The following is a 22,429-nucleotide window of genomic DNA, read 5'->3' as shown; positions in this document are numbered from 1 at the left end:
TTCAGGCTTGAATGTACGCCCTTGTGAGGAGTTGTGAATCCCCCCGATGAACTAACCCGATTGGAGTAGAACATGTCAGCGGCCCTTCAGAATTTCGTGTGGCATCGCTCACTTGGAGCTTTGATTGCAAAGCTCAACTCCCCTATGTTCTGGGGCTCGCTTGTACAGATGGTGAACGAGCATGTGGCAGTGGATACATGGGTAGCGCTCATTTTCAGTGCCCAGCAAGCACAAGTGTTGTGTTTCCGTGAATCAACCGAAGAAAATGAACGAGTCGCACTAACTAAAGATTATGTTCAGGGGTTATTTTTACTTGACCCGTTTTATATAGCTAACCGCGAAAATCCACACAGCGGTTTTTTTCATCTGAAAGATATAGCACCCGTTTTTTTTGAGAAGACTGAATATTACAAAAAGTATTTTTCACACTACGTATCCGCAGATGAGGTTCAATACAACGTCACCTTAGATAACGATAGAACACTGTGCCTCTCTCTTGGCAGCAGAATTAAATTCTCACAGGAAAACATTGCTATATTCGACTTAATACGTCCATGGGTAATGGCACTCATGGAGATTCGAATGTGTTTCGAAACGTCTCTTGATGGAGGTAACAGTCAGCCACATAAGTGGCAAGGGATCATGGAGCAAATGGATAACTTACTAACAACTAGAGAAATGGAGATATTGAAACTATTGTTTAGCGGCTTTTCCAATCGACAAGTGGCTGAAAAACTGCTGATCTCTGTAGAGACAGTCCGGGCACATCGCCGCAACCTATACACTAAATTAAATATTAAATCGCAATCAGAGTTTTTTGCCTTGTTTTTTAATCTTTAGAAATTAAGGATTACAAATAAATGCTTTTTTAGTCAGAAAGTTTAAGATAATCAAGACTATCGACGAAGGTAGCCAGATTCCTTTACGACTTTGACCAGATCATTAATTCGGCCCGATGAGCAGCGAGGGGAACGCCCAGCACCGATTGACCTGCCCTACCCCTCCGATGACGTGCGGTTACTCACGAAAGCCGCCGTCGAGACGCTGGATCACGTATTCCGGCCGGGCTTCAAGTACAGCAAAGCGGAAGTGATGCTGCTGAACCTATGCCAACCGGGCGAATACACGGACGATCTGTTCGCAGTATCACAACCTGCAGATGCATCCAGGGTGATGGGCGTGCTGGATCAGATTAACGGCCGCTGGGGTCGGGGCACGTTGCGATCAGCCAGTGTGCCGGCGAATCCTGACTGGGCCATGCGTCGGGAGCAGATGAGTCAGAGCTACACCACCAGGCTCGATCAGTTGTGGAAGATCCGCTGCACTTAACTTCAGAAAACGACCGCCTACAATCGTTTCAGAGACGTTTTTTTGGAAAGCTGGGGTCTTGAGCCACACAAAGCTGCCGAGCGCCTCCATGAGCCCTGTATGGGCTCATGTTCGCTCGCAGGTCTATCAACCCTTCAGTTTTTAGTGCCCGAAGCCTTTTCAAAGGTATCGGCAAGAATCGAAAACGCCTTGCGTGCCGCATTCCGCACAGGGGTCGATGGGCTGTCCAGGTTTTGCCCTAAAAGCTCCAAAGCCGAATTCACGAAATAGTTGGGGCTCGTTATTACACGCCCTGGATATACCTGCTCCAAAGCGTCAATAAATTTCTGTGCCGCTTCCTGGGCGTGCTTGTTTGTTGGCCAAGCTGAAGGCAAAGCCACCGCATTTGGCATAGCAGCCAAATCGCGAGATATGGTTTCGAGGTCTTCTTCTGATCCACGAAAAGGTAAAATTGTGAGCTGCGCTTGTGTAGAAATGGCTTTATCTAGCTCAGGTCTGTTACCGCCGCCGTCGACAATTAGCCAACCATTTTTGGTATTGCTGCTTGCAGTAATAATTTTGGCTAGTTCATTGCTGTCCCTGCCATCCATTACACCGTATGGGCGCCCCTCAGTTTTGAGCGATCGATTAGGGTCTGTCAGTACATAAGCGGCTGGCTGGCCCCTTAAAATTGCACCCAGGCACATCAAATGTGCAGTCGTTGTTTTAGTGGAGCCGCCCTTCTGACCACCAATGAAAATTAGGTTGCTCATGCTTTAGCCCCCTGCTCCAACACCTCCAGCATGATCTCTTGAACTGTCACGGTTCGCCCTTGCGCCTTGCTCCGTTCTGCCGCTCTGTCTACGTACAACGCATGCAAGGTACGAGCTGGCCGTAATGTCATTTGCATGGTGCCGCCTTCAGCTACCGCTTTTCTGGTGTTTTTGGGAGACGTACCGGCCAGAGGAGGCACCAACGGCGCGGATGCGGCGGCCGTGAGCGAGGCGGCTAAGTCAGTTAAACCTTTTGCTGGCTTCATTTCGTAACCTCGTAACGTTATAGCTCTTTAGCTTTAGAGCTTTATGAATTTATAAAATCACGATACCACAGCATTATGACTTTACAAAGCTAGGACGTTATAGATCTGTAACTTTACAGCGTTATAGACTCGTAAAGCCATACAGCCGTAGATTTTCAAGGTTATGAGATTACAGGTTTATGGCTTCATAGCGCCATAGGTTTGTGAGGTTGTGAGGTTGTGGAACTATAACCCTATAGATGTACAGGGTTAAACCCTCATGACGTCACGGCAAGAGGGTAGGGCAGCAATGACCCGTTCGTGCAGGCGCCGCAACCTCACAACCTTGTAAAGTTAAAACTTCACGTCACACGATACTCTTTAGTTTCTGCGTGACTTGCTCGGCACTCCAAATCGCCGCTGTATTCAGCTTGCGTACCCATGCGGTGCGGGTACTGCTCCATTTAAAGCCGTGGTCATGCATGACCAAGCGGATTTGTTCCCGCGCCTCTGGGTCTGGCTTGGCGTGAAAAACAAACATCACGCGGTTTTCTTCGGTGTCCTCCCGATAGGTGTAACCGTTGCCTTTGCGTTCAACGGGCGCCCGCTGCTGGTTGGCCACTAACTGCTTGATACGTTGTTGGGTGCTGCGGATAACCGCGCTGTTATTGCTCAAGGCGTAGGCCGGAAACCCAACTCGACCGGCAAAGTCTTTTTCCAGTACCTGGGCGGCGCCCGACTCGGAAAACCCCAAGGCCACCAACGCCATAATCTTGCCCTCGGTCGTCTGTGAGCTGCGGATAATCTTGTTGGCCGCTTTCATGCGTACTTGCGAGCGTTCCAGCCCGGCCAGTTTCTCGGTGAGCTTGGTTACGGCGTCCGGGTCGTCGCTTGAAATCCCCCCGGTGCCGACTGTTTCGGCTTTCCGGGCGTAATGGTTAGCCTTGTCTTGGAGCGCGAAGGACTTGCCGAATGTAGTGTGAATTTTGCCCCGATAATTGCGGTCGCGGCGCTCGCTGTGGTGTCCCACCAAAATAGGCTGGCCGAAGGGGATCAACGAGGCCATGTCACGCGCTTTCTGATAGTTCGAGTCACTGGCTTGGCTCGCGCTAGCGGCCCGGTCTTCGTAACGCTCACGGCGTGCCTGTTGTTTCAGCTCATAGGCATTTAATGGCCGTGGTTCCACGTTCTCGACAGCGGGGGCCGGTTGGGGAGTGTCCTCGATCACCGGCGCCGTTGGGGTAGGGTGGGTATCACTGGTTTTATCGGTTGGCTCATCGTTCGGGGTGCCGTCCAGGGCTTGGGTTTGGCTGATATGAAACACGGTGGTTGCCTTGATTTTTTTGACCGGTACGTCTTCGCCGGTCGCCTTGTCTTTCTTGGTGCACGGGATCACGGTCACGATTTTGACCCCGTGTTCACCTTTCTTGACCGACCGGCCTAGAGCCTTCCAAGCGTTGAACGTAAACACGTTGACACGCGGTTTAATCGCCTCGGCAGGAATCCCCATGGCTTCAAACCCTTCAAAGATCGCTTGAAAGTTCGCCACGCTTTGGCTGGTTACAGCGTTCTCCAGGGCTTGCTGCTGCATCTGGTCTTTGCGGGTGGGCTGTTCGCCGTTAACCCTTGCTTTGCTAGATGCTTGAGCCGGATTTTGATGTTGCTGTGTGGTGTGCTTCATGTCGGTTTCCGCCTGAGTTGTGAACCTTGCTTCGCTGAGTGCCCTTCGCCGTAGCACGTAGGTCGATTGGCCGGAAAAGGTGCGTTGCAAGGGCGGAAAACGAGGCCGCAGCTAAGGGAGCGCAGCGAGTCTGAACGGGGGAGGGTGTAGGGCGTAGCCGGCCCCTTGAAACGTGCCCCGGCTGATCTACCGTCAAGTGCAGGCGAAAGGGACTTGGCGAGGCGTAGCGCCAATGGCATCGACGACATGAACACAGGTTCTTGCAGGACGTAGTGCTGCAAGCGCCGGTGAAACCGGCGTGAGTGTGAGGCACGAACACTCGCCTTGGATGGGATAGTGGGCTTTACAGCATTGTGTTTTGAACGAGGTTGTTAGACTGGTGTGCCGTTGCCATTACGGCCCTGAGGATCTGCGATGTTGATTGCCCTGGACCTAACCACGTCTGAGCTGGAAAGATAGAGATAACGGAAAAAATCGTACGATAAGCATTCATCCGGGGTCACCGGAAGTCCCGCAAAATCACGGCCATTCATCATATTTTGTTGACACAAGCGTCACCTTGTATATGATTGCAAGTGAGCGCGAAACCAGTGGCCTTCAGCGGCAATGACTGGCGTAGGAACCCCGGCGATGGCTGAACATCGGCGTAGGGTGAGACCTCCACACCCCTGCTTGAGGGTGTGTATATGAATATCAAGCTTCAAATTCAAGGGTTACTGTCACCAGTAGCCCTTTTTCTTTGCCCTCAAAAAAGCGTATAGCGCTTGTACAGCAGTTCGCCATGGCGATGCTTGTTGAGCGATTTGGCATCCGTGTGCATAAAATTCCAAAGCATCTGGCCATCGAAGAACACAACGCTAACTAGCATCTGCCGCTTCGACTCATATGCGCCGATAAAAGCCAGACGGTCAGTACCGTCCGAAAAGGCAACTTTCCAGACATCCAGCGGCCCGGTGAGCGTATCTAAAGCCAATTTCACGTAGCGCTCACGGGCATCCAGTCTTTTTTCGACAATGTGATAGATGCTGCTGCGCAGTATCGTCACATCACCCATAGGCGTCTCGACGGTTATGGACAAGATCGCAGGGTCAATGAATCCCAGGTGCTGAGCTGTCACCTCGATGGCGTCTTCATGGGTGGTCGCCGCAGTGACTTCCTCAAGTGCGTGTGTACGCAGCTCACGTTCCAAGGTACGCAGGTCGGGAAGTTTGCTATCAACCCACGTGGGTTGGCCTTTTACTTCAGAAATCTTGGGTAGGAGAGTGTCCGTGCTCAAACGTCGTCGCTCAATCTTCGCGGTGGTCAGGTCATCATTGTGCCATGTCTAGAGAAAGACGTTTGCAACTGCCCGACGCAACCGATCAAGACAAGATTTCATGATTTGCTTAGCGTACGATTTTTTCCGTTTTCTCTATCGTCCCCTTAAAGAACGTTTATGGGGGAGGGGAGAGCGTCACCCTGAGGCTTGCCCAGTCGCTGTGACCAAATACGCTTAACCTGGCTCACGCTACAGCCGGCAAGCCGGGCAGTGTCAGCAATGCTGCATCCGCTGCTTTTAAGGGCAATGACCCGTTCGTGCATTTTGGTGTTCGGTTGACGCCCGTTGTACCGACCGGCCCCCTTGGCCAAGTCGATTCCTTGTCGCTGTCGTTCACGCCGGTCTTCAAAGTCGTTACGTGCTATTTGCAAGGCAACCCGCAAAAGCATGTCCTGTATTCCCTGCAACACCACCTTGGCAACTCCACTGGATGCCTCGGCCAACTCTGATAGATCGACAATACCTGGCACAACCAGGCGAGCGCCCTTAGCCTTAATCGCATCAACAAGCTTTTCTGCTTCGGCAAGGGGGAGGCGGCTGATTCGGTCAATCTTCTCCGCGATGACGACTTCACCTGGTTGCAAGTCCTCGATCATGCGCAGCAGCTCCGGCCGGTCAGATCGAGCGCCCGACGCTTTCTCACGGTAGACCGCTGCCACGTAGTAGCCCGAGTTTCGAGCATTGCCAATGATCGCTTCTTGGCGTTGCAGATCCTGGTCTTCGGAACTGACGCGCAGATACACCCGAGCAACATTGAGAGTGGTCATGACATGGCCTATTTAGGTATACCCAAATAGACCTAGCTTATCAGCTATGGCTCAATTGATCGAAGCGCAACCCTAAAGAGCCATCCTGAAAAGAACCACCCATTTGAGCCAGTAGGGCAGGGTGACGACTCCAGTCATGCCATGGCTGTATTGGTAAAGCGTTCAAAGACTATCCCCATGAACAGCGTAAATGGGCAATGAACGCTTTACCAATACAGCCCTGTAGGGGGGGTAAATGACACTGCGCCAAATTATGACCGATCTCGCCCAAACCGATTGGGCAAAAGCTAAGGCGTTTAGGATTGGCGTTTACACAAGCACCGCCTTAGCGCCGGTGCTTGTGTAACGGACAACAGTCGTTTGTTCATGGAAAATCAGTTTGGTCGAATGTTCAACCGATCGTACTGAACGGTGCCATCGTGAGGAACCACCAGGCTGTAATCGTGATTGAGCAATTCCTCATCCGAGGCGCCTAAAAAGCTTTGAACCGTAACGGTAGCCAATACGAATTCAATTACCGCTTTATCAATGACATCCTCACTGCTTCCTGCCTTTACCACCTTGACCAGCTCTGAGCCAAAAACGGGAATTGCGTCTTCCGCAAACTCAATACCCTTTCCAGCGAAGAAAGGCTTTCGTTCAGCCGCCAGCTTCAAGATGTATTCATCAGGCAAATCTCGGGAGCCCTCAAACCAGGACTCGCCGAATTCATTCAACAATTTGATTTTGCATCGCATTAGTGAACCCTTTGCCATGAATGGTCAAAGCCCATTCTATGTAAATGGACTGAGACGACACAAGAAAGCTTCGTAAGCGTCCGGGGGACACACCTTTCTGATTGCGCCGGCGTCCTGACTGCACGTGCTCCAGCATGACCCTAAGGACGGTGGCAAGCGCGGCAGTTCAATTGTAGGATTGACGAAAAATGGTTATGGATATCCATATGAACCTTGCGACGCTAGCGTTATTCCTGCCCGCCTGCTTTGCCCTGAATATGGCGCCTGGGCCTAACAACCTGCTGTCTATCAGCAATGCAACACGCTACGGATACCGCAGATCATGCATGGCAGGTGTTGGTCGCTTGCTGGCGTTCGCGGTGATGATTGCGCTGGCTTCGGCAGGCTTGGCCGTAGTGTTACAAACTTCAGAGCTAATCTTCTATGGGATCAAAATAGTTGGCGCGGCATATCTTTTTTACTTGGCATACCAGTTGTGGAGAGCTACACCGCAAGCGGAAGCTGAGTCAAAAAACGCCCCGATAGGTCTATGCGCGCTGGCAAGGCAGGAATTCCTCGTTGCCGCAGGCAACCCCAAAGCCATCCTGATTTTTACCGCGTTCTTGCCTCAATTCGTCGACCCAACGGCAGACATTGGTTCTCAGCTTACGTTGCTCGGTCTTCTGTTTTTGGTATTGGAGTGGATTGCGATTGGCATCTATGCGTACATCGGATTGCATATGCGACGTTGGTTCGCTCTGCCTCGTGGTAAGCAAATTTTCAACCGTTGCTGCGCTGGCTTGTTGTCGGCTGCCGCCTCAATGCTATTGATGACACGTCGAGCTTGATCCGCAGTAAGCAGATGATGATAAGTGTCTCCGACTCATCTGCGTGGTGGGATGGGTTGCCACTTATGCGGCAGCAACTGATCAATTTCACTCGCCCGCTGCGTCGGCAGGCGCGTAAGAACGTCCTTCAGATAAGCATACGGATCATGCCCATTAAGCCGCGCAGACTGGATTAAACTCATGATCGCTGCTGCCCGTTTGCCGCTGCGTAACGAGCCCGCGAACAGCCAGTTCAAGCGCCCAAGAGCCCACGGCCGGATTTGATTCTCGCACCAGTTATTATCGATGGGCACAGCACCGTCATCGAGATAGCGCGTCAGCGCTATCCAGCGTTTGAGGCTGTAATCCAGCGCCTTGGCGATGGCCGCACCCTCAGGCACAAGCTGTCTTTGGGCGATCATCCAGGTATGAAGTGCGTCGGCGATTGGCGCTGCTTTTTCCTGCCGTATTCGCTGCCGATCACCCGGCTCCAGCTCTCGGACTTCTCGCTCAACTTCGTACAAGGCCACGATGTAGTGCAGCGCTTTTTCGGCGACCTGGCTCTTGTTGGTCGCGTGCAAGTCGAACAACTTCCGGCGGGCATGGGCCATGCAGCCGATCTCCGTAACGCCCAGTTCAAAGCCTGCCTTGTAGCCGGCAAAGTCATCGCAGACCAGCTTGCCGTTCCAACTGCCCAAGAAGGCTCGGGCATGTTCGCCAGCGCGGCTCGGGCTGAAGTCGTAAACGACCGCCGCCAGGTTGGAGAACTGACTGGTGACATAGGCCCAGACGTAAGCGCGATGAGTTTTCTTCGCGCCAGGCGTCAGCATTTGTACCGGCGTTTCGTCCGCGTGGACGACGCCATGCGTCAGCACGGCTTCGCGCAACGCATCAACCAGCGGCTGTAATTGCACGCCGCAGTTGCCCACCCACTGCGCCAAGGTCGAACGGGCGATGGGCAGCCCGGCGCGGCCGAAAATTTTCTCTTGGCGATACAGCGGCAGATGGTCGGCGAACTTGGCCACCATGATGTGAGCCAGCAGGCCCGCTGTAGGGATGCCTTTATCGATGACGTGCGCCGGTACTGGAGCCTGGATCAACGTTTCGCATTGTGCGCAGGCCCACTTTCCACGGATGTGTCGCTCGACGGTGAACACGCCGGTCGTGTAGTCGAGCTTTTCGCTGGCATCTTCGCTGATGCGCTTGAGGGCGCAACCGCACTGGCAGTGGCTGTTGTCCGGTGCTCAAAACCTCAAGGCGGTAGCTCACTTCTTTAGGCATACAATGGCTCCACAGAGGCACGCCTAGTGATACTACCGCCTAATTTGGCCGCTTAGCTCAAAGAATCAGCAATTGGCGTGGTCTTGCGTCCGATTAAATTGCCCAATACCCCGCTTTCATCGAACAGGGCTCCTTCGGCTGCCGCCGCGTCGGCGTCTGCGAGTAGCGTAGCCAAACCGGGCGGTAAACCAGCACTGATTAATGCCGCCTCAAACTCAATCTGCGGGAGGTTTTGATAAGCTACAGTTTTAGCAAATTTTTGACTAATCAACGAAGCCAGCTCGGTCAACGTAAAGCTGCTATCGCCTGCTAGCTCATAAACTTTTCCCGCCTGATCTTCAGCGGTCAAAACCACTGCAGCCGCTTGAGCATATTCAGTACGTGGTGCCGAACTAATTTGGCCATCGGCAGCGCTGCCGAGCAATACACCATGTTCTATCGCAGTTGGTACGCTAGCGAGGTAGTTTTCACTGTACCAGCCATTACGAAGCAGTACGTGGGGCACGCCAGATGTTTTCAACGCTTCTTCAGTATCCCGGTGATCAGCAGCTAGGCCCAAGGTAGAGACATCAGCGTGCAGGACACTGGTGTAGGCGAGCAAATTTATCTCTGCGGCCTTAGCCGCATCGATCACTGCGCGGTGTTGGGCAGCCCGGCTTTCCATTTCATTGGAGGAAATCAAAAGGAGTTTATCAACCCCCTTCAGCGCAGTAGTAAACGTCTCTGGTTCGTTGTAGTCGGCTTTGCGCACAACTACACCTATCTCAGCAAGATCTTGCACCTTACGCGGGTCTCTGACCAAGGCTGTTATCTGGTTGGCAGGGACACGCTCTAGCAGAAATTTGATAACAAGACGGCCTAGTTGGCCCGAAGCTCCAGTGATTGCGATCATGACCAATACCTTGATTGGAAAAGAAAGAGCATTCACTTTATCTTTGGAAAAAAATTTTCGTAAGTACGCACTAAAAGGTAAGTATCATGAAAACAGGCAACGATTTTTCTAATACGTTTTCAGTTGCTGTTCTACGTGGAGACGTGCTGAGTGTGGACTGCCCGGCCCGTGAGATACTTAAGCACATGACTAGCCGCTGGGGGGGTCTCGTTCTTGTGATACTTCAGGGAGGGGTGCACCGTTTTAGCGAGCTGCGCCACAAAATTGGCGGGATTAGTGAGAAAATGCTATCGCAAACCTTGCAGAGGCTTGAATTTGACGGGCTGATTAAGCGGAAATCGTTGCCGGTAGTGCCCCCGCACGTGGAATATAGCCTTACTCCACTAGGCGAGGAAGCCGCAGAGCACCTTAAGAACATGATCGATTGGATCGAAACAAAACTGCCGCAAATCCTGTTGTGGCGGCGCAGCCAACTGGATACCCAAGCAGACGATTGATCAAGCCTGCTTGGGAGAGGGATTTCGGAAGATGTAATTTATGGACGATGCCAGATATTCATCAGTCGCTAAAACGGTCGACCTCTGGCGACATCGGCGGCCTGCACCACTTTCTTCCGCTTCACTCATCTGCATAGCGAATACCCCCAAAAAGATGGCTCATTGATACTACCCTACTGTAAAAAATAATGTCATCCGACCGATCAAAGTTATTCATGCAGAACGAATTACCTCAATTGCGCAGTCAACCCAAGCGACACCGGCCTTGATGACCTCTCTAGCTTTGGCCTCCTCAATGTCACTCGCCCGTGCAATACGAAGCGCTGGCCACTTCGCACCGAAATACAGCCAAATGAAATTACCCATTTGCTCATCGCGAATAGACAGCTTGGCCACGGCCCTATCAATCGCCATGGCCTGCTCCCCTCTTGATCATGATTTTTCGCTTGAATAAATCCGCCGAACCAGCCTTCACCGCCCGTAAGCCTTGCGGAAGTCTGTACGTGAGCGAGAGGCTGGACTCCCCTTTGCATTTCGCCCCCATCACACGCCCTCCCTACTTTGCATCATCGCGATAGCGGCCTGAGCCTTTTTGCGTCGTTCATGCTCCTGCCGGGCCATAAGCCGAAACCCTCTACGACGCTGTTGTGAACATTGACCCAAGCGGCCGCCAGGGTATGGTCATTTGCAAGTCGTTGCCCCCCCATCCGGGAGATCGGCAAAGCCGTGTGCGTTATCCCGCAGCAATGGACTATCTACCTCCGTGCGCTCTGCATTGACGCCCGTGGAGACTGCTGCAGCAAGTCGGTGAAGGCCACTCCCAACGGCGTCTATCTATCTCACCACCTGGCCGGCGTTATCAACGCATTGCTACAAGCAGCTCCGCGACGAAGAAAACAATAGCCAGATGGTGTCTTCGGCCTGGATAGCCATTCCCGACCCCCTGCCGTTGGACGAGGCGCACGGCGCGCGGATCTTCGAAGCGGTCGGCGCCTAGCACTAGGTGAGGGTCGATTCATGCGCGGTATAGCCCACATCCAGCAACGCAAACGTAAAACTCAGCTCAAACTGGCATCCATCGGAATAGAAGAGATGGCCATGAATTAGTACAAGAAAGGCCAGCCAAGGCTGCGCTATAGACGCTGGCGGTCGCCGAGAAGAGATTGTGAAAAAGTTCAGGCTGGGGATTGAGCAGGCCATGGAGCGCATCCGGCTACGTGATCAAGTGCCAATCATCAGCAAAGGTCTGCAGATAGCCATCACGGATGATGGAGGACGATGATTTGATCGAATTCTTAAGGTATTGACGCCACGAAATCGTGATTAGTGAAAACGTGGTGCTAGCCTTTCGAAGAATTACTTGAACCTTTTTTGTTTCTTATAATCATTCTGCTCAGAGGAGCGTACAGCTCCTGTGGATGGCTTTGAGCCAATAATGCCTTAAATGCATGGAGTTTGAAATGGCAGATTGGAGAGGAAACCTGCCTACCGAAGTAGCTCGTCAGGCAGATAAAATTATCGCCGAAATCCAAAAATCCGGATCTATTATCTTGGCGGTAAAAGCCGGCGCGAGGGCTCACGGCTTCGTACTGGGTCTATCATGCGCAGCGTGCATCACAGACGACCAGGCGAACCGGCTGCTCGCCGCGTTTGACGACTCGACTGAGGCGAAGCTGAGAGAGCTTTCTCTATGGACCCTGGCGCAACGGTAACGTGAAAGTCACGCTAAATTGGTGTGTGAGACCAATTCAGCAGCAATGCGCTTAGCATGTTCTATCTCGGTTATCGTTTCATCTATCATCAAATCATCACTATGGTCGAAGACATTTTTGCCCGCCAAGATGCCCATGGATTGATTGCAAAGAAAATCAAGATTCAAACCTTGAATTCTCGCGGTAAAAAGAACGGCAACTAGCGCTTGCTGCAGATGATGAACCCGAGACACGTACTCTTATTCCCCTTCCATTTGACCGAGATATTTTAAATGAAATGAAGGCCGCTGGAAATATCCCTACAATCTCCATGGTCAGTCCTTGCAGAATTAGGCGGAAGCGATTGTTTTTTTGGGGGGAGCTCCCTTCCCTCCTTGCGTTTTCTTGCACAACCTTGTAATACGCGCCGTATTACGCTTCGATTGACTTATCGAAGCGACTGACCGGATGAGATTGAGCGCTTCCCAGCGGCGAAAGCCGTAACCGCGCAAGGCGGTTCGTAAGTGGTGTCCGGATCTGCTTTACCGAAACAAAAAAAGACGCCCATGGCGTCTTTTTTCGTTTCTGCCTTGGACCCAACAGAAGGGGAGGGTCCCCTTACTTAATTCTGCCTTAGCGTTCCTTGCAGAATGTCCGAGGTTGGAGCATGGGCGAGGTTAAGCCAAACCAGCTATAGGAGGTGCAGAGACAAAATGAGTGTTGTCCAGGACGAACGGCTGTCCGCAAACAAGGGAATGGGTATTTTGGACACTGTACGGTGCTTAAAGACCGTTTATGGGGGAGGGGAGGAGCCGATAATCATTGATTTAGGTTCAAAGACTCCCCGAAGTCAGGTTTTTCTATGGCTTACCTATTAGGGCAATCGCACGAATCCGCACAGCGCTTAGTTCTGCCGGTGAAACCTTACCTTTGAACTCGGCCTGACGGGCTTTCCAGTCCAGGCTTTTGACCTGATCAGCCAGCACGGCACCGGAGCGCTCTCCAACTACCTCAACTTCAAAGGGATAGCCCTTCAGCTGAGTCGTCATCGGACAGCACAGCATCAGGCCCGTTATATGGTTGTAACTGGACGGACTGAGTACCACCGCCGGGCGATGGCCGGATTGCTCATGCCCCGCTTGGGGATCGAAATACAGCCAGACAATATCGCCGGCATCCGGGACATAACGCCGAACCATCAAAAAGATTCCTTCCCAACGGCCGCTTCAAAATTGAACTCCGCGTGCAGGTTCGCTGGGTTAATGCCCGCAACCAATTCGTCCAAACTAATCTCCTGCGGAAAAATCGGCTCAATGACCACACAGCCGTTTTCGGCGCGAACATCGACCACCGAATCCAGTGATAGCTTGGCCAGCTTCATGACTGCGGCCGGAATTCGTACAGAAGGGCTATTGCCCCATTTTTTGATAATGACTTGCATTGGATGACCCTCACTTTTCGTATCAACAATGACGATACTTTAACAGCTTCAATCCATAGGATCAACAATGTATCAACGTGAAATAGTGAAGAGTCATCTGCAGGAGAGCAGCAACATCATGCGGCAGCTAAGGGTGTCCGAAAACGAACGTTTTCCGTCACCCACGCTAGTCATATCCGCAACCTAGAGAAACTGCGTTTCGCACAGTATGCGATCGATGCATACAGTTTTCGGACAGTTTTAGGGCAATTTATGTCGCGCATGTTCATCTATGCCCGGGTAAGCACCCCGGACGAAGCAACTGACAACCAAGTGATGGAAATCGAAGCCGCTGGGTTCCGGTTATTTCGTATCGAATCGCCTTTGAGTGCATCAGTGGAGGGATCGCCGCTAATGCACCACCGGGATTTGTAAAGCTGCTCGACCGTCTTGAATCGGGCGATATCTTGATTGTGACGAAGCTTGATCGTCTTGGCCGTAATGCGATGGATATTCGATCTACCGTAGAAAAGCTGCCAGGGGAGGGGATCAGACTTTACGGCCTGGCCCTGGGCGGAATGGATCTAACCAGCCCAGCGGGCAAGATGAACATGGCCGTTATCTCGGCGGTCGCTGAGTTTGAGCGTGATCTGTAGATTGGACGTACGAACGTCGGGTTAGCTCGCGCACGAGCCCAAGGGATAAAGGTGGGCAGGCGTGACGCGTTGACGTAAGCAAATGGAGGTGTTGGAGTTGCTGAGCCTTGGGGTATCTGTGTCGAAGCTGGCCAGGGACTTCGATACATCGCGCCAGACTATTACCAGGATTAGGGCAAAAGCTAAGGAACCAATACCAGTCGTTTAGGAAATTGTCTTTAGAAACTTGTCATTGACCGGTTCGCCAGTCGTACCCCAGTACATGGCGGCGTGCGGTGATGGTATATAGGTAAATCTGGGCGGGTCCCCTCATGCCCTGGTCCCTGGGAGCCTTAAAAAAGGTGGCATCGGGGCTTGGGCGATCTGGCAGTAACGTATGAGGAAAGGTGTCTTATGATTTTTGATGCGTTAGCGATTTTGAATGGTCTTTGGGGGTTCTTGTGCATAGCATTGATCCTACCTGCACTAGTGGCGCGCAAGTACCGTTTGATCATCACCGTGTATACAACGATTTTGATAGTGAATTCGCTGTTTTTGTATTTCAACCAGCAGATGCCGATTATCGAGGCTCTTCTCAGAAGCATGGCTGTCGTGGCGATCAATGTCCTTATAGCCTATCTGCTCGCGCATTTTTGTCACCACAAGCGGTCCGTCTCAGATTTGTTTCGTCGCTCCACCCGCCCCTTGAACAAAGATTCGTAAATTAGCGTTTACACAAACACCGGCTTAGTGCCGGTGCTTGTGTAACGGACAACCGTTGTTTTTGGGTCCATTGCTCCCCGGCACAGCAGCATTCACTCACGCTCTGAATTCACATATCCGCTGGTACAACGAGAAACGAATCAAGATTTCCTTCGGCGCCCTCAGTCCCATTGAGTACCGTGAGAGTCCGGGCCTTACGGCATAACCAGTCCAAAATTTTTGCCTCCCCCCCGGTGGGTCAGCGCCAACACTTTAGGAGCTCCGTATGATTTATCCCACAACTGTCATTCGTATATTTGGTCTGCTGTTACTCAGCTTGCAACCGCTTTACAGCACGGCAATTTTCGCTAAGTCCGAGAGTCAATTCTACAGCATCGACGCAGGCCCTCTAGACCAAGCGCTATCACGTTTTGGCGTGCAGGCGGGAATCAATCTGGCAGTCAGCTCAACCCTCACAGAGGGTAAGTACAGCAACGAACTTCAAGGAAATTTCAGTACCATTGCCGGATTGGAACGTTTGTCAGAGGGCACGGGCCTAAGTTTTCAGCTCAACGCCAATGACAGCTTTAAACTGCATCCAACGACAGTACCGTGATGCCGCCTTCGCAGAGAATCATCGGCCCCGACCTTGAGAGGTCGGTCTACTCGGTGCCACGTTCTTCCGTTTAAACCCCCTTGGAAAAAATGCAAAGTTTTTTGATATGGACGCCAAGGTTGCGAAGTCATAATCATGATGGATCAGGTCTATAAGAATATAACAGGCTTGTGATTTGAAAAGTTACCTAATTACAAATTCTGAACAATTGTGATGCGCCAAAATCCGAAATATGAAAAATTTTCACATGCGATTATTGTATTAATTTTAATGTTACCGTGTCCTCTCCTAAGAAGGAGCTAGTCTAGAATTTAAGCGTCGGGGGGTGGGTTACCAGTGGTAAATACTAAGGAACGTTCAAATCACAATAAAAATTATTTAAATTTTAAGATCGAACTGCTCCCATGCTGCTTGCCTTACACGCCCCCTACGAGGCCAATGCGACTTCAGCACTCAATAACCGCCTGCTAGTACTGCCAGCAACTCAATGCGCCGAAATAATCCTGTGCTGACAGACGTAGACCAACGCAGTAGCCAGATTAGACGTCAAGTCCGTACGCTGGCTCACGGAAAATCTCATAAAAACAGGTCAACCCCATGCAACTTAAAAACTATCGAGCTCAACGCCTCCCCCTCATAAGAGAACTCGCGTCACTACTGGCGAATCCGGATCGGCTTCACAGATGACTGCCTGCACCAGTTTTATAGCGGCATACCTATGACCTTACCGATAACCATCGAATGTATGGTCGAGGCAAAACCCGAAACGACCTGGGTTGAATCCAAAATACTCATTGTTTAGCCACAGAAACTTGCATGTACATTTGATAAGACTAGTAATAAAAGCGAGGTGATTTATGGGTGAGTACCGAAAGTTATGGTGGTCTCTGATCGGGATTTTGGGGGTAACTTTCTGCCTGCTAGGTTGGTTTGGGCATGAAATCTACCGCCAGGCGCCGCCCATCCCAGACCGTGTACAAAGTGCAAGCGGCCAATTGTTATTTGAATCCGAAGACATTCTTGACGGCCAAACTGCTTGGCAAAGTATCGGGGGGATGCAATTGGGTTCGATCTGGGGTCATGGAGCTTATCAGGCGCCGGACTGGACTGCTGATTGGCTGCACCGTGAGTTGCTCGCCTGGCTGGAGTTAGCTGCGCAACAGAATTACGCCAAGCCCTACACCGAGCTTGACGGCGAACTGCAAGCCTTGTTGCGTCATCAACTCAAGCACGAGTACCGCGGGAATCGTCTGGTCGATGGAACATTGGTGCTCAGCGAGCGGCGTACTCAGGCGGTCAAGCAGACAGGTGCTTACTATGACGCCCTATTCCGCGGTGATCCGTCGCTGATTGACAGCCGCAAAAGTTTTGCCATGAAGGAAGTGACCCTACCTGATCCTGCACGACGTCAGCAGATGACTCGCTTTTTCTTTTGGACCGCCTGGGCCGCTGCGACCGAACGTGAAGGGCTAACGGCGACTTACACAAACAATTGGCCACACGAACCACTGATTGATAACAATGCCACCGCGGAAAATATAGTCTGGTCGGTCGTCAGTATCGTGGTACTGCTGGCAGGGATTGGCTTTCTGGTCTGGGGATGGGCATTTTTGCGCAACCACGAAGAGGGCGAGCCCATTGTGCCCGCGCAAGATCCGCTGAGCCTGATCACTCTGACGCCTTCGCAAAAGGCCTTGGGAAAATATTTGCTGTTAGTAGGCGCGTTGTTCAGTTTCCAAGTACTAATGGGTGGAGTGACCGCGCATTACACCGTTGAAGGCCAGGACTTCTATGGCCTGCCCTTGTCGAAGTGGTTCCCGTATGCACTTACCCGCACCTGGCACTTGCAGAGCGCGATGTTCTGGATCGCTACCGGCTTTCTCGCCGCCGGGTTGTTTTTGGCACCATTGATCAATGGTGGCAAGGACCCCAAATACCAGAAACTGGGTGTGGACCTACTGTTTTGGGCCTTGGTGCTGGTGGTAGTGGGTTCTTACATCGGTAACTTCCTTGCCATCGCGCAACTGATGCCGGCCAAGTGGAGTTTCTGGCTGGGCCATCAGGGCTATGAATATGTCGACCTAGGCCGTTTGTGGCAGACCGCCAAGTTCGCCGGCATTGTGTTCTGGTTGGTACTGATGCTGCGCGCCATAGTGCCAGCACTTCGTACTCCCGGTGACAAGAACCTGCTAGCACTATTGACCTGTTCGGTGATTGCGATTGGTCTATTTTATGGTGCCGGTTTGTTCTACGGCGAGCGAACCAATCTGTCGATCATGGAATACTGGCGCTGGTGGGTGGTGCATCTGTGGGTGGAAGGCTTCTTTGAAGTGTTCGCCACCACCGCATTGGCCTTTATATTCACCAACATGGGCCTAGTGTCGAAACGACTGGCAACCACCGCCACCCTGGGTTCGGCGTCGCTGTTCATGCTCGGCGGCGTCCCCGGCACTTTTCATCATATCTACTTCGCCGGCACCACCACTCCAGTGATGGCCGTCGGTGCCACCTTCAGCGCACTGGAGGTGGTGCCGTTAATTCTGCTCGGCTACGAAGCCTGGGAAAATTGGCACCTCGAAAAGCGTGCACCGTGGATGACGAAAGTCCGCTGGCCTCTGCAGTTCTTCATCGCCACCGCGTTCTGGAACATGCTAGGGGCCGGTGTGTTCGGTTTCCTTATCAACCCCCCGATCTCGCTGTATTACATTCAGGGTCTTAACACAACGCCCCTGCATGCCCACGCAGCGCTGTTCGGCGTTTACGGTTCTCTGGCATTGGGTTTCTGTCTGTTGATCCTACGCTACCTACAGCCGAATCTGCAGTTCAGTGAACGGCTAATGAAAACCGGTTTCTGGGGGCTCAATGGCGGCCTAGCCATAATGATTTTCACCAGCCTGTTGCCTGTCGGTATTCTGCAATTTTACGCCAGCGCCAGTCAGGGCTTGTGGTATGCCCGCAGCGAGGCCTTCATGCAACAGGATTTGCTGCAAACTCTGCGCTGGCTGCGCACCTTCGGCGATATGGTGTTTTTGGTCGGCGCGTTTGCAGTGGTATGGCAGATCACCAAAGTGCAGTTTAGCAAGCCGGCGAAACCTGTCTAAAAACGGGATGACTCAACTACACCTGGTGCTACCGACTTAGCGCGTCCACGTCCATTGAGCGACGGATCTGACCGGCGCTCTTATCGGCGATAGCATCAGGTCCTAAGAGAAACCGTTAGGAGCGAACATGTGAACCTGACGTCCCACTCGCTCTCGGTTGTTTCCTGATAGGACAGCAGCCCGGGGGTACCCCCGATTGAGTCATCCCCGCGCAACGTGCCCGGCCCCGTTGATCGCGGTGTCACTTCCTGAGCTGCAAATACAGCGTCATACGCTTGTTACAGGGTGTCGTGCAATCGCTTCAAGGCCAAGAGGGCATGGGCGTTGGGATGCCTTCATGGGGCATCCCAGGTCATGGCGCAAGATTCCTTTCTGGTGAGTTCATGTCAGCGGCACTCAGTTCTGTGCTTAACATTGGTATGTGCTTCATCGTGATTTTCTCATAAGTCCCGAGTCGGCCAACGACCATGGATCAAGACGGAGAATGCTACCGGCACAAGATCACGAACCAGCGGCCACCACATCAACAGACTTGCCGAAACCCCCAACGCCAGAACAATTTTGGAATCGGTTGCTGAGGCCACCAGACCAGCTAGCAGTGTCACAGCAAAGCCCGCGAAATAGAGCCTCAATGCCTGGGGTGTGGTGTATCCAATCAATCGCTTCATGCCGTCTATTCCTACTTATTCTGATCGTTCACCGGATAGCCTTTTCAAGGCAAAGAAGTGTCTACGAAACCCGAGACGATTCATCTCGTGGTGGTATTTTTTACCGCACATCATAATAATGAAACGATATAACATACATATTAAGTGATACAGCTAGACCGTCAACGATTGTGTTGATCCCGCCCAGATCAGCGCGCTTAAGGCACATGTCACGTTTCCAAGAGAGGTAATGGTCCACGTGGAAAAAATGAGATCTCCCCTCAGAGCTTTATGCAATTACAAAAATGTGCTGATAAGCATCGGTTGCTTCACGGCATTGATTAACCTGTTGATGCTGGTGCCGTCAATTTACATGCTGCAAGTGTATGACCGCGTCTTGTCCTCCCAGAATGAAACCACCCTGGTGATGTTGACGCTGATGGTCGTGGGCTTCTTTGCGTTTATCGGCCTGCTGGAAGTCGTACGCAGTTTTGTCGTGATCCGCATGGGTAGCCAGTTGGAGCGGCGTTTCAACTTGCGCGTCTACAAAGCCGCATTCGAACGCAACCTGCAGCGCGGCCAGGGGCATGCCGGACAATCCCTAGGCGACCTGACCGCTATCCGTCAATTTATCACCGGGCCTGCGCTGTTCGCGTTTTTCGATGCGCCGTGGTTCCCGATTTACCTGTTCGTGATTTTCCTCTTCAACGTGTGGCTCGGCGTGCTGGCCACCGCCGGTGCGGTGCTGCTGATTGCCCTGGCCTGCCTGAATGAATACCTGACGAAAAAACCCTTGGGCGAGGCGAGTACCTTCTCCCAGCAGTCGACCCAGTTGGCCACCAGCCACTTGCATAACGCCGAGACGATCCAGGCCATGGGCATGCTGGGCGCGCTGCGCAAGCGCTGGTTTGGGGTGCATTCGCAATTCCTCGGTTTCCAGAACAAGGCCAGCGACATCGGTTCGGTGATCAGCTCCCTGAGCAAATCCCTGCGCCTGTGCCTGCAATCCCTGGTGCTGGGCCTTGGTGCGTACCTGGTGATCAAGGGGCAAATGACCGCTGGGATGATGATCGCAGGCTCCATCCTCATGGGCCGTGTGCTCAGTCCTATCGACCAGTTGATTGCCGTATGGAAGCAATGGAGCTCGGCCAAACTGGCCTACCAGCGCCTGGATGAACTGCTGCGCGAATTCCCGCCGGAAGTCGAGCAAATGGCCTTGCCGGCACCCAAGGGCCACGTCAGTTTCGAGCAGGTCAGCGCCGGCCCCCCGGGGCGACGCCTGGCGACCTTGCATCAAGTCAGCTTCAACTTGGCGGCCGGCGAAGTACTTGGCGTGCTGGGTGCGTCGGGCTCCGGCAAGTCCACACTGGCCCGTGTGCTGGTGGGCGTCTGGCCGACCCTGGCCGGCACCGTGCGCCTGGACGGCGCGGATATCCACCGTTGGGACCGCGACGATCTCGGCCCGCATATCGGCTACTTGCCCCAGGACATCGAGCTGTTCAGCGGCAGCATCGCCGACAACATCGCCCGTTTTCGCGAGGCCGACCCAGAGCTGGTGGTCAAGGCCGCACAACAGGCCGGCGTGCATGAGTTGATCCTGCGCCTGCCCCAAGGCTACGACACCGTGCTGGGTGACAACGGCGGTGGGCTGTCCGGTGGCCAGAAGCAACGCGTCGCACTCGCTCGTGCCCTGTACGGCTGGCCGCGCCTGATCGTGCTGGATGAGCCCAACTCCAACCTCGACACCGTCGGTGAAGCCGCGTTGGCCAGCGCCATCATGCAGATGAAAGCCCAGGGCAGCAGTGTGGTGCTGGTCACCCACCGATCCTCGGCGCTGGCCCAGGCCGACAAGCTGTTGGTGCTTGGCGATGGCCGTCTGCAAGCGTTCGGGCCCAGCCAGGAAGTACTACGGGCATTGTCCGGACAGCAGGAAACGCCGAAAGAAAAAACCGGTGTCAGTTTGAGTCGTCAGTACCCAACCGCAAGGAATCCAGGCGCATGAGCAGCATTACTGTTGAACCTCGCTTTAAAGAGCGCGACGCCGGCTTCTTCGTAAAAATGGGCTGGCTGCTGACCATCGTCGGCGCCGGCGGTTTTTTTCTCTGGGCAAGCCTCGCACCGTTGGACCAAGGCATTCCGGTGCAGGGCACCGTGGTGGTGTCCGGCAAGCGTAAGACCGTGCAAACCTTCAGCCCCGGCGTGGTCAGCCGGATCCTGGTGAAGGAGGGCGAGTTGGTCAAGCAGGGCCAGCCGCTGTTCCGTCTCGACCAGACGCAGAACCAGGCTGATGTGCAATCCCTGCAAGCCCAGTACCGCATGGCATGGGCCAGCGTGGCGCGTTGGCAGAGCGAGCGTGACAATCTGTCCGGCATCACCTTTCCCGCCGAACTGAGCGCCAATCCCGACCCCGCCCTGGCGTTGGTACTGGAAGGTCAACGCCAACTCTTCAGCAGCCGCCGTGATGCTTTCGCCCGTGAACAAGCAGGTATTCGTGCGAACATCGAGGGCGCTACGTCACAGTTGGGCGGCATACGCCGTGCCCGCAGTGAGCTGACCGCTCAGGCGCAATCCCTACGCGATCAGATCGGCAACCTGCGACCTTTGGCTGAGAACGGCTATATCCCGCGTAACCGCCTGATGGAATACCAGCGTCAGTTGTCCCAGGTGCAGCAGGACCTGGCGCAGAACGCCGGGGAAAGCGGACGCATCGAGCAGGGCATCCTCGAATCGCGTCTTAAATTGCAGCAGCACAGCGAGGAATACCAAAAGGAGGTGCGCAGCCAACTGGCCGACGCGCAACTGCGCAGCCTGACCCTGGAACAGCAACTGACGTCCGCCGGCTTCAACCTGCAACACAGCGAAATCAACGCGCCGGCCGATGGCATCGCGGTAAACCTTAGCGTGCACACTGAAGGTGCGGTGGTACGCGCCGGTGAAACCCTGCTGGAGATCGTGCCCCAGGGCACACGCCTGGAAGTGGAAGGGCATCTGCCGGTGCATCTGGTGGACAAGGTCGGCACGCACTTGCCGGTCGACATCCTGTTCACCGCCTTCAACCAGAGCCGTACGCCCCGGGTGCAGGGAGAAGTCAGCCTAATCTCCGCCGACCAGATGCTCGATGAAAAAACCGGTGCACCGTATTACGTACTGCGTACCAGCGTCAGCGAGGCGACGCTGGAAAAACTCCATGGCTTGGTGATCAAGCCAGGCATGCCAGCCGAGATGTTCGTGCGTACCGGCGAGCGGTCATTACTCAATTACCTGTTCAAGCCATTGCTGGATCGCGCCGGCTCCGCGTTGACTGAGGAATGA

The 22,429-nt window shown here is 53.3% G+C and carries 20 protein-coding genes and 4 pseudogenes; 11 read left to right on the top strand and 13 right to left on the bottom strand.

Annotation, left to right across the window (positions count from 1 at the left end):
• Nucleotides 1-72 precede the first annotated feature (72 nt).
• Nucleotides 73-840, top strand: coding sequence for a helix-turn-helix domain-containing protein (locus tag JH25_RS00205; RefSeq protein ID WP_032881448.1), 768 nt, complete (start codon nt 73-75; stop codon nt 838-840).
• 144 nt (nt 841-984) lie between these two features.
• Nucleotides 985-1,329 (top strand): annotated as a pseudogene (locus JH25_RS0127525) (DUF4113 domain-containing protein); the annotation flags it as partial.
• Nucleotides 1,330-1,463: 134 nt separating this feature from the next.
• Here JH25_RS0127525 and JH25_RS00210 read toward each other — a convergent pair.
• From JH25_RS00210 to JH25_RS00230, 6 genes are all read right to left on the bottom strand, one after another.
• Nucleotides 1,464-2,081, bottom strand: a complete 618-nt coding sequence (locus JH25_RS00210; protein ID WP_032881447.1) for a hypothetical protein — start codon at nt 2,079-2,081, stop codon at nt 1,464-1,466.
• Nucleotides 2,078-2,347: a hypothetical protein gene (locus JH25_RS00215; protein WP_032881445.1), complete on the bottom strand. Its 270-nt coding sequence runs from the start codon at nt 2,345-2,347 to the stop codon at nt 2,078-2,080. The genes JH25_RS00210 and JH25_RS00215 overlap by 4 nt, the downstream gene beginning before the upstream one ends.
• Before the next feature lie 346 nt (nt 2,348-2,693).
• Entirely contained in the window at nt 2,694-4,007 is a 1,314-nt protein-coding gene (locus JH25_RS00220) for a DUF3560 domain-containing protein (protein WP_164699574.1), read from the bottom strand.
• A 745-nt stretch (nt 4,008-4,752) separates the two neighbouring features.
• Complete coding sequence (locus JH25_RS00225; protein WP_050549445.1) at nt 4,753-5,283, bottom strand: PBECR2 nuclease fold domain-containing protein; 531 nt, start codon at nt 5,281-5,283, stop codon at nt 4,753-4,755.
• A gap of 146 nt (nt 5,284-5,429) precedes the next feature.
• The gene (locus JH25_RS0127520) at nt 5,430-6,092 is read right to left on the bottom strand and encodes a recombinase family protein (RefSeq protein ID WP_050549444.1); all 663 of its coding nucleotides are present in this window, start codon (nt 6,090-6,092) and stop codon (nt 5,430-5,432) included.
• 374 nt (nt 6,093-6,466) lie between these two features.
• On the bottom strand, nt 6,467-6,829 hold the full coding sequence (locus JH25_RS00230) for a hypothetical protein (RefSeq protein ID WP_032881444.1): 363 nt from the start codon (nt 6,827-6,829) through the stop codon (nt 6,467-6,469).
• 206 nt (nt 6,830-7,035) lie between these two features.
• Between JH25_RS00230 and JH25_RS00235 the strand changes: the two genes are divergently transcribed.
• Nucleotides 7,036-7,656 carry a LysE family translocator gene (locus JH25_RS00235; RefSeq protein ID WP_032881504.1) on the top strand — a complete coding sequence of 207 codons (621 nt, stop codon included), beginning with the start codon at nt 7,036-7,038 and terminating at the stop codon, nt 7,654-7,656.
• Nucleotides 7,657-7,691: 35 nt separating this feature from the next.
• Here the strand turns inward: JH25_RS00235 and tnpC are convergent.
• Nucleotides 7,692-8,876 (bottom strand): annotated as a pseudogene (tnpC, locus tag JH25_RS0127515) (IS66 family transposase); the annotation flags it as partial.
• Nucleotides 8,877-8,968: 92 nt separating this feature from the next.
• On the bottom strand, nt 8,969-9,808 hold the full coding sequence (locus JH25_RS00240) for an SDR family oxidoreductase (RefSeq protein WP_032881443.1): 840 nt from the start codon (nt 9,806-9,808) through the stop codon (nt 8,969-8,971).
• 86 nt (nt 9,809-9,894) lie between these two features.
• Here JH25_RS00240 and JH25_RS00245 point away from each other — a divergent pair, with 86 nt between their 5' ends.
• The gene (locus JH25_RS00245) at nt 9,895-10,305 is read left to right on the top strand and encodes a winged helix-turn-helix transcriptional regulator (RefSeq protein ID WP_032881442.1); all 411 of its coding nucleotides are present in this window, start codon (nt 9,895-9,897) and stop codon (nt 10,303-10,305) included.
• 213 nt (nt 10,306-10,518) lie between these two features.
• Here JH25_RS00245 and JH25_RS0127510 read toward each other — a convergent pair whose 3' ends face one another.
• The 4 genes from JH25_RS0127510 to JH25_RS00260 all read right to left on the bottom strand — a co-directional run bounded on the left by JH25_RS0127510 (nt 10,519) and on the right by JH25_RS00260 (nt 13,437).
• Nucleotides 10,519-10,719, bottom strand: a complete 201-nt coding sequence (locus JH25_RS0127510; RefSeq protein WP_177327442.1) for a hypothetical protein — start codon at nt 10,717-10,719, stop codon at nt 10,519-10,521.
• A 1,306-nt stretch (nt 10,720-12,025) separates the two neighbouring features.
• Nucleotides 12,026-12,250 (bottom strand): hypothetical protein, encoded by a 225-nt coding sequence (locus JH25_RS28860; protein ID WP_164699573.1) that lies wholly within the window; start codon nt 12,248-12,250, stop codon nt 12,026-12,028.
• Nucleotides 12,251-12,856: 606 nt separating this feature from the next.
• Complete coding sequence (gene mazF / locus JH25_RS00255; RefSeq protein ID WP_032881440.1) at nt 12,857-13,195, bottom strand: endoribonuclease MazF; 339 nt, start codon at nt 13,193-13,195, stop codon at nt 12,857-12,859.
• Complete coding sequence (locus JH25_RS00260) at nt 13,195-13,437, bottom strand: AbrB/MazE/SpoVT family DNA-binding domain-containing protein (RefSeq protein ID WP_032881439.1); 243 nt, start codon at nt 13,435-13,437, stop codon at nt 13,195-13,197. The genes mazF and JH25_RS00260 overlap by 1 nt, the downstream gene beginning before the upstream one ends.
• A gap of 252 nt (nt 13,438-13,689) precedes the next feature.
• On the opposite strand from JH25_RS00260, the pseudogene JH25_RS0127505 reads away from it, so the two are divergent.
• The 5 genes and pseudogenes from JH25_RS0127505 to JH25_RS00275 all read left to right on the top strand — a co-directional run bounded on the left by JH25_RS0127505 (nt 13,690) and on the right by JH25_RS00275 (nt 18,470).
• A pseudogene (locus tag JH25_RS0127505) lies at nt 13,690-14,280 on the top strand (recombinase family protein).
• Between the two features lie 185 nt (nt 14,281-14,465).
• Nucleotides 14,466-14,774 carry a hypothetical protein gene (locus tag JH25_RS00265; protein WP_032881438.1) on the top strand — a complete coding sequence of 103 codons (309 nt, stop codon included), beginning with the start codon at nt 14,466-14,468 and terminating at the stop codon, nt 14,772-14,774.
• A 91-nt stretch (nt 14,775-14,865) separates the two neighbouring features.
• Nucleotides 14,866-14,979 (top strand): annotated as a pseudogene (locus JH25_RS28460) (IS3 family transposase); the annotation flags it as partial.
• A 60-nt stretch (nt 14,980-15,039) separates the two neighbouring features.
• Nucleotides 15,040-15,369, top strand: a complete 330-nt coding sequence (locus JH25_RS00270) for an STN domain-containing protein (protein ID WP_032881437.1) — start codon at nt 15,040-15,042, stop codon at nt 15,367-15,369.
• 857 nt (nt 15,370-16,226) lie between these two features.
• Nucleotides 16,227-18,470, top strand: a complete 2,244-nt coding sequence (locus JH25_RS00275) for a nitric-oxide reductase large subunit (protein WP_032881436.1) — start codon at nt 16,227-16,229, stop codon at nt 18,468-18,470.
• Between the two features lie 440 nt (nt 18,471-18,910).
• Here JH25_RS00275 and JH25_RS00280 read toward each other — a convergent pair whose 3' ends face one another.
• Entirely contained in the window at nt 18,911-19,138 is a 228-nt protein-coding gene (locus JH25_RS00280) for a hypothetical protein (protein ID WP_032881434.1), read from the bottom strand.
• A gap of 229 nt (nt 19,139-19,367) precedes the next feature.
• On the opposite strand from JH25_RS00280, the gene JH25_RS00285 reads away from it, so the two are divergent.
• Both JH25_RS00285 and JH25_RS00290 read left to right on the top strand, forming a co-directional pair.
• Nucleotides 19,368-21,119, top strand: a complete 1,752-nt coding sequence (locus tag JH25_RS00285; RefSeq protein WP_164699572.1) for a type I secretion system permease/ATPase — start codon at nt 19,368-19,370, stop codon at nt 21,117-21,119.
• The gene (locus JH25_RS00290; RefSeq protein WP_032881433.1) at nt 21,116-22,429 is read left to right on the top strand and encodes an HlyD family type I secretion periplasmic adaptor subunit; all 1,314 of its coding nucleotides are present in this window, start codon (nt 21,116-21,118) and stop codon (nt 22,427-22,429) included. The genes JH25_RS00285 and JH25_RS00290 overlap by 4 nt, the downstream gene beginning before the upstream one ends.

Source organism: Pseudomonas sp. BRG-100 (assembly GCF_000737955.1).
GTDB classification, from domain to species: Bacteria; Pseudomonadota; Gammaproteobacteria; order Pseudomonadales; family Pseudomonadaceae; genus Aquipseudomonas; species Aquipseudomonas synxantha_A.
The sequence above is the reverse complement of the archived record's forward strand: the minus strand, read 5'-3'. Positions and strand labels throughout refer to the sequence as shown.

Excerpts from the sequence above, each read along its gene's own strand:
- JH25_RS00270 (WP_032881437.1), top strand. The coding sequence starts at position 15,040 with ATGATTTATCCCACAACTGTCATTCGTATATTTGGTCTGCTGTTACTC.
- JH25_RS00215 (WP_032881445.1), bottom strand. The coding sequence starts at position 2,347 with ATGAAGCCAGCAAAAGGTTTAACTGACTTAGCCGCCTCGCTCACGGCC.
- JH25_RS00240 (WP_032881443.1), bottom strand. The coding sequence starts at position 9,808 with ATGATCGCAATCACTGGAGCTTCGGGCCAACTAGGCCGTCTTGTTATC.
- JH25_RS00205 (WP_032881448.1), top strand. The coding sequence starts at position 73 with ATGTCAGCGGCCCTTCAGAATTTCGTGTGGCATCGCTCACTTGGAGCT.
- JH25_RS00280 (WP_032881434.1), bottom strand. The coding sequence starts at position 19,138 with ATGAAGCGATTGATTGGATACACCACACCCCAGGCATTGAGGCTCTAT.
- JH25_RS0127510 (WP_177327442.1), bottom strand. The coding sequence starts at position 10,719 with ATGGCGATTGATAGGGCCGTGGCCAAGCTGTCTATTCGCGATGAGCAA.
- JH25_RS00285 (WP_164699572.1), top strand. The coding sequence starts at position 19,368 with ATGGTCCACGTGGAAAAAATGAGATCTCCCCTCAGAGCTTTATGCAAT.
- JH25_RS00210 (WP_032881447.1), bottom strand. The coding sequence starts at position 2,081 with ATGAGCAACCTAATTTTCATTGGTGGTCAGAAGGGCGGCTCCACTAAA.
- JH25_RS00220 (WP_164699574.1), bottom strand. The coding sequence starts at position 4,007 with ATGAAGCACACCACACAGCAACATCAAAATCCGGCTCAAGCATCTAGC.
- mazF (WP_032881440.1), bottom strand. The coding sequence starts at position 13,195 with ATGGTTCGGCGTTATGTCCCGGATGCCGGCGATATTGTCTGGCTGTAT.
- JH25_RS00260 (WP_032881439.1), bottom strand. The coding sequence starts at position 13,437 with ATGCAAGTCATTATCAAAAAATGGGGCAATAGCCCTTCTGTACGAATT.
- JH25_RS00290 (WP_032881433.1), top strand. The coding sequence starts at position 21,116 with ATGAGCAGCATTACTGTTGAACCTCGCTTTAAAGAGCGCGACGCCGGC.
- JH25_RS00230 (WP_032881444.1), bottom strand. The coding sequence starts at position 6,829 with ATGCGATGCAAAATCAAATTGTTGAATGAATTCGGCGAGTCCTGGTTT.
- JH25_RS00265 (WP_032881438.1), top strand. The coding sequence starts at position 14,466 with ATGATTTTTGATGCGTTAGCGATTTTGAATGGTCTTTGGGGGTTCTTG.
- JH25_RS0127520 (WP_050549444.1), bottom strand. The coding sequence starts at position 6,092 with ATGACCACTCTCAATGTTGCTCGGGTGTATCTGCGCGTCAGTTCCGAA.
- JH25_RS00245 (WP_032881442.1), top strand. The coding sequence starts at position 9,895 with ATGAAAACAGGCAACGATTTTTCTAATACGTTTTCAGTTGCTGTTCTA.
- JH25_RS00235 (WP_032881504.1), top strand. The coding sequence starts at position 7,036 with ATGAACCTTGCGACGCTAGCGTTATTCCTGCCCGCCTGCTTTGCCCTG.
- JH25_RS00275 (WP_032881436.1), top strand. The coding sequence starts at position 16,227 with ATGGGTGAGTACCGAAAGTTATGGTGGTCTCTGATCGGGATTTTGGGG.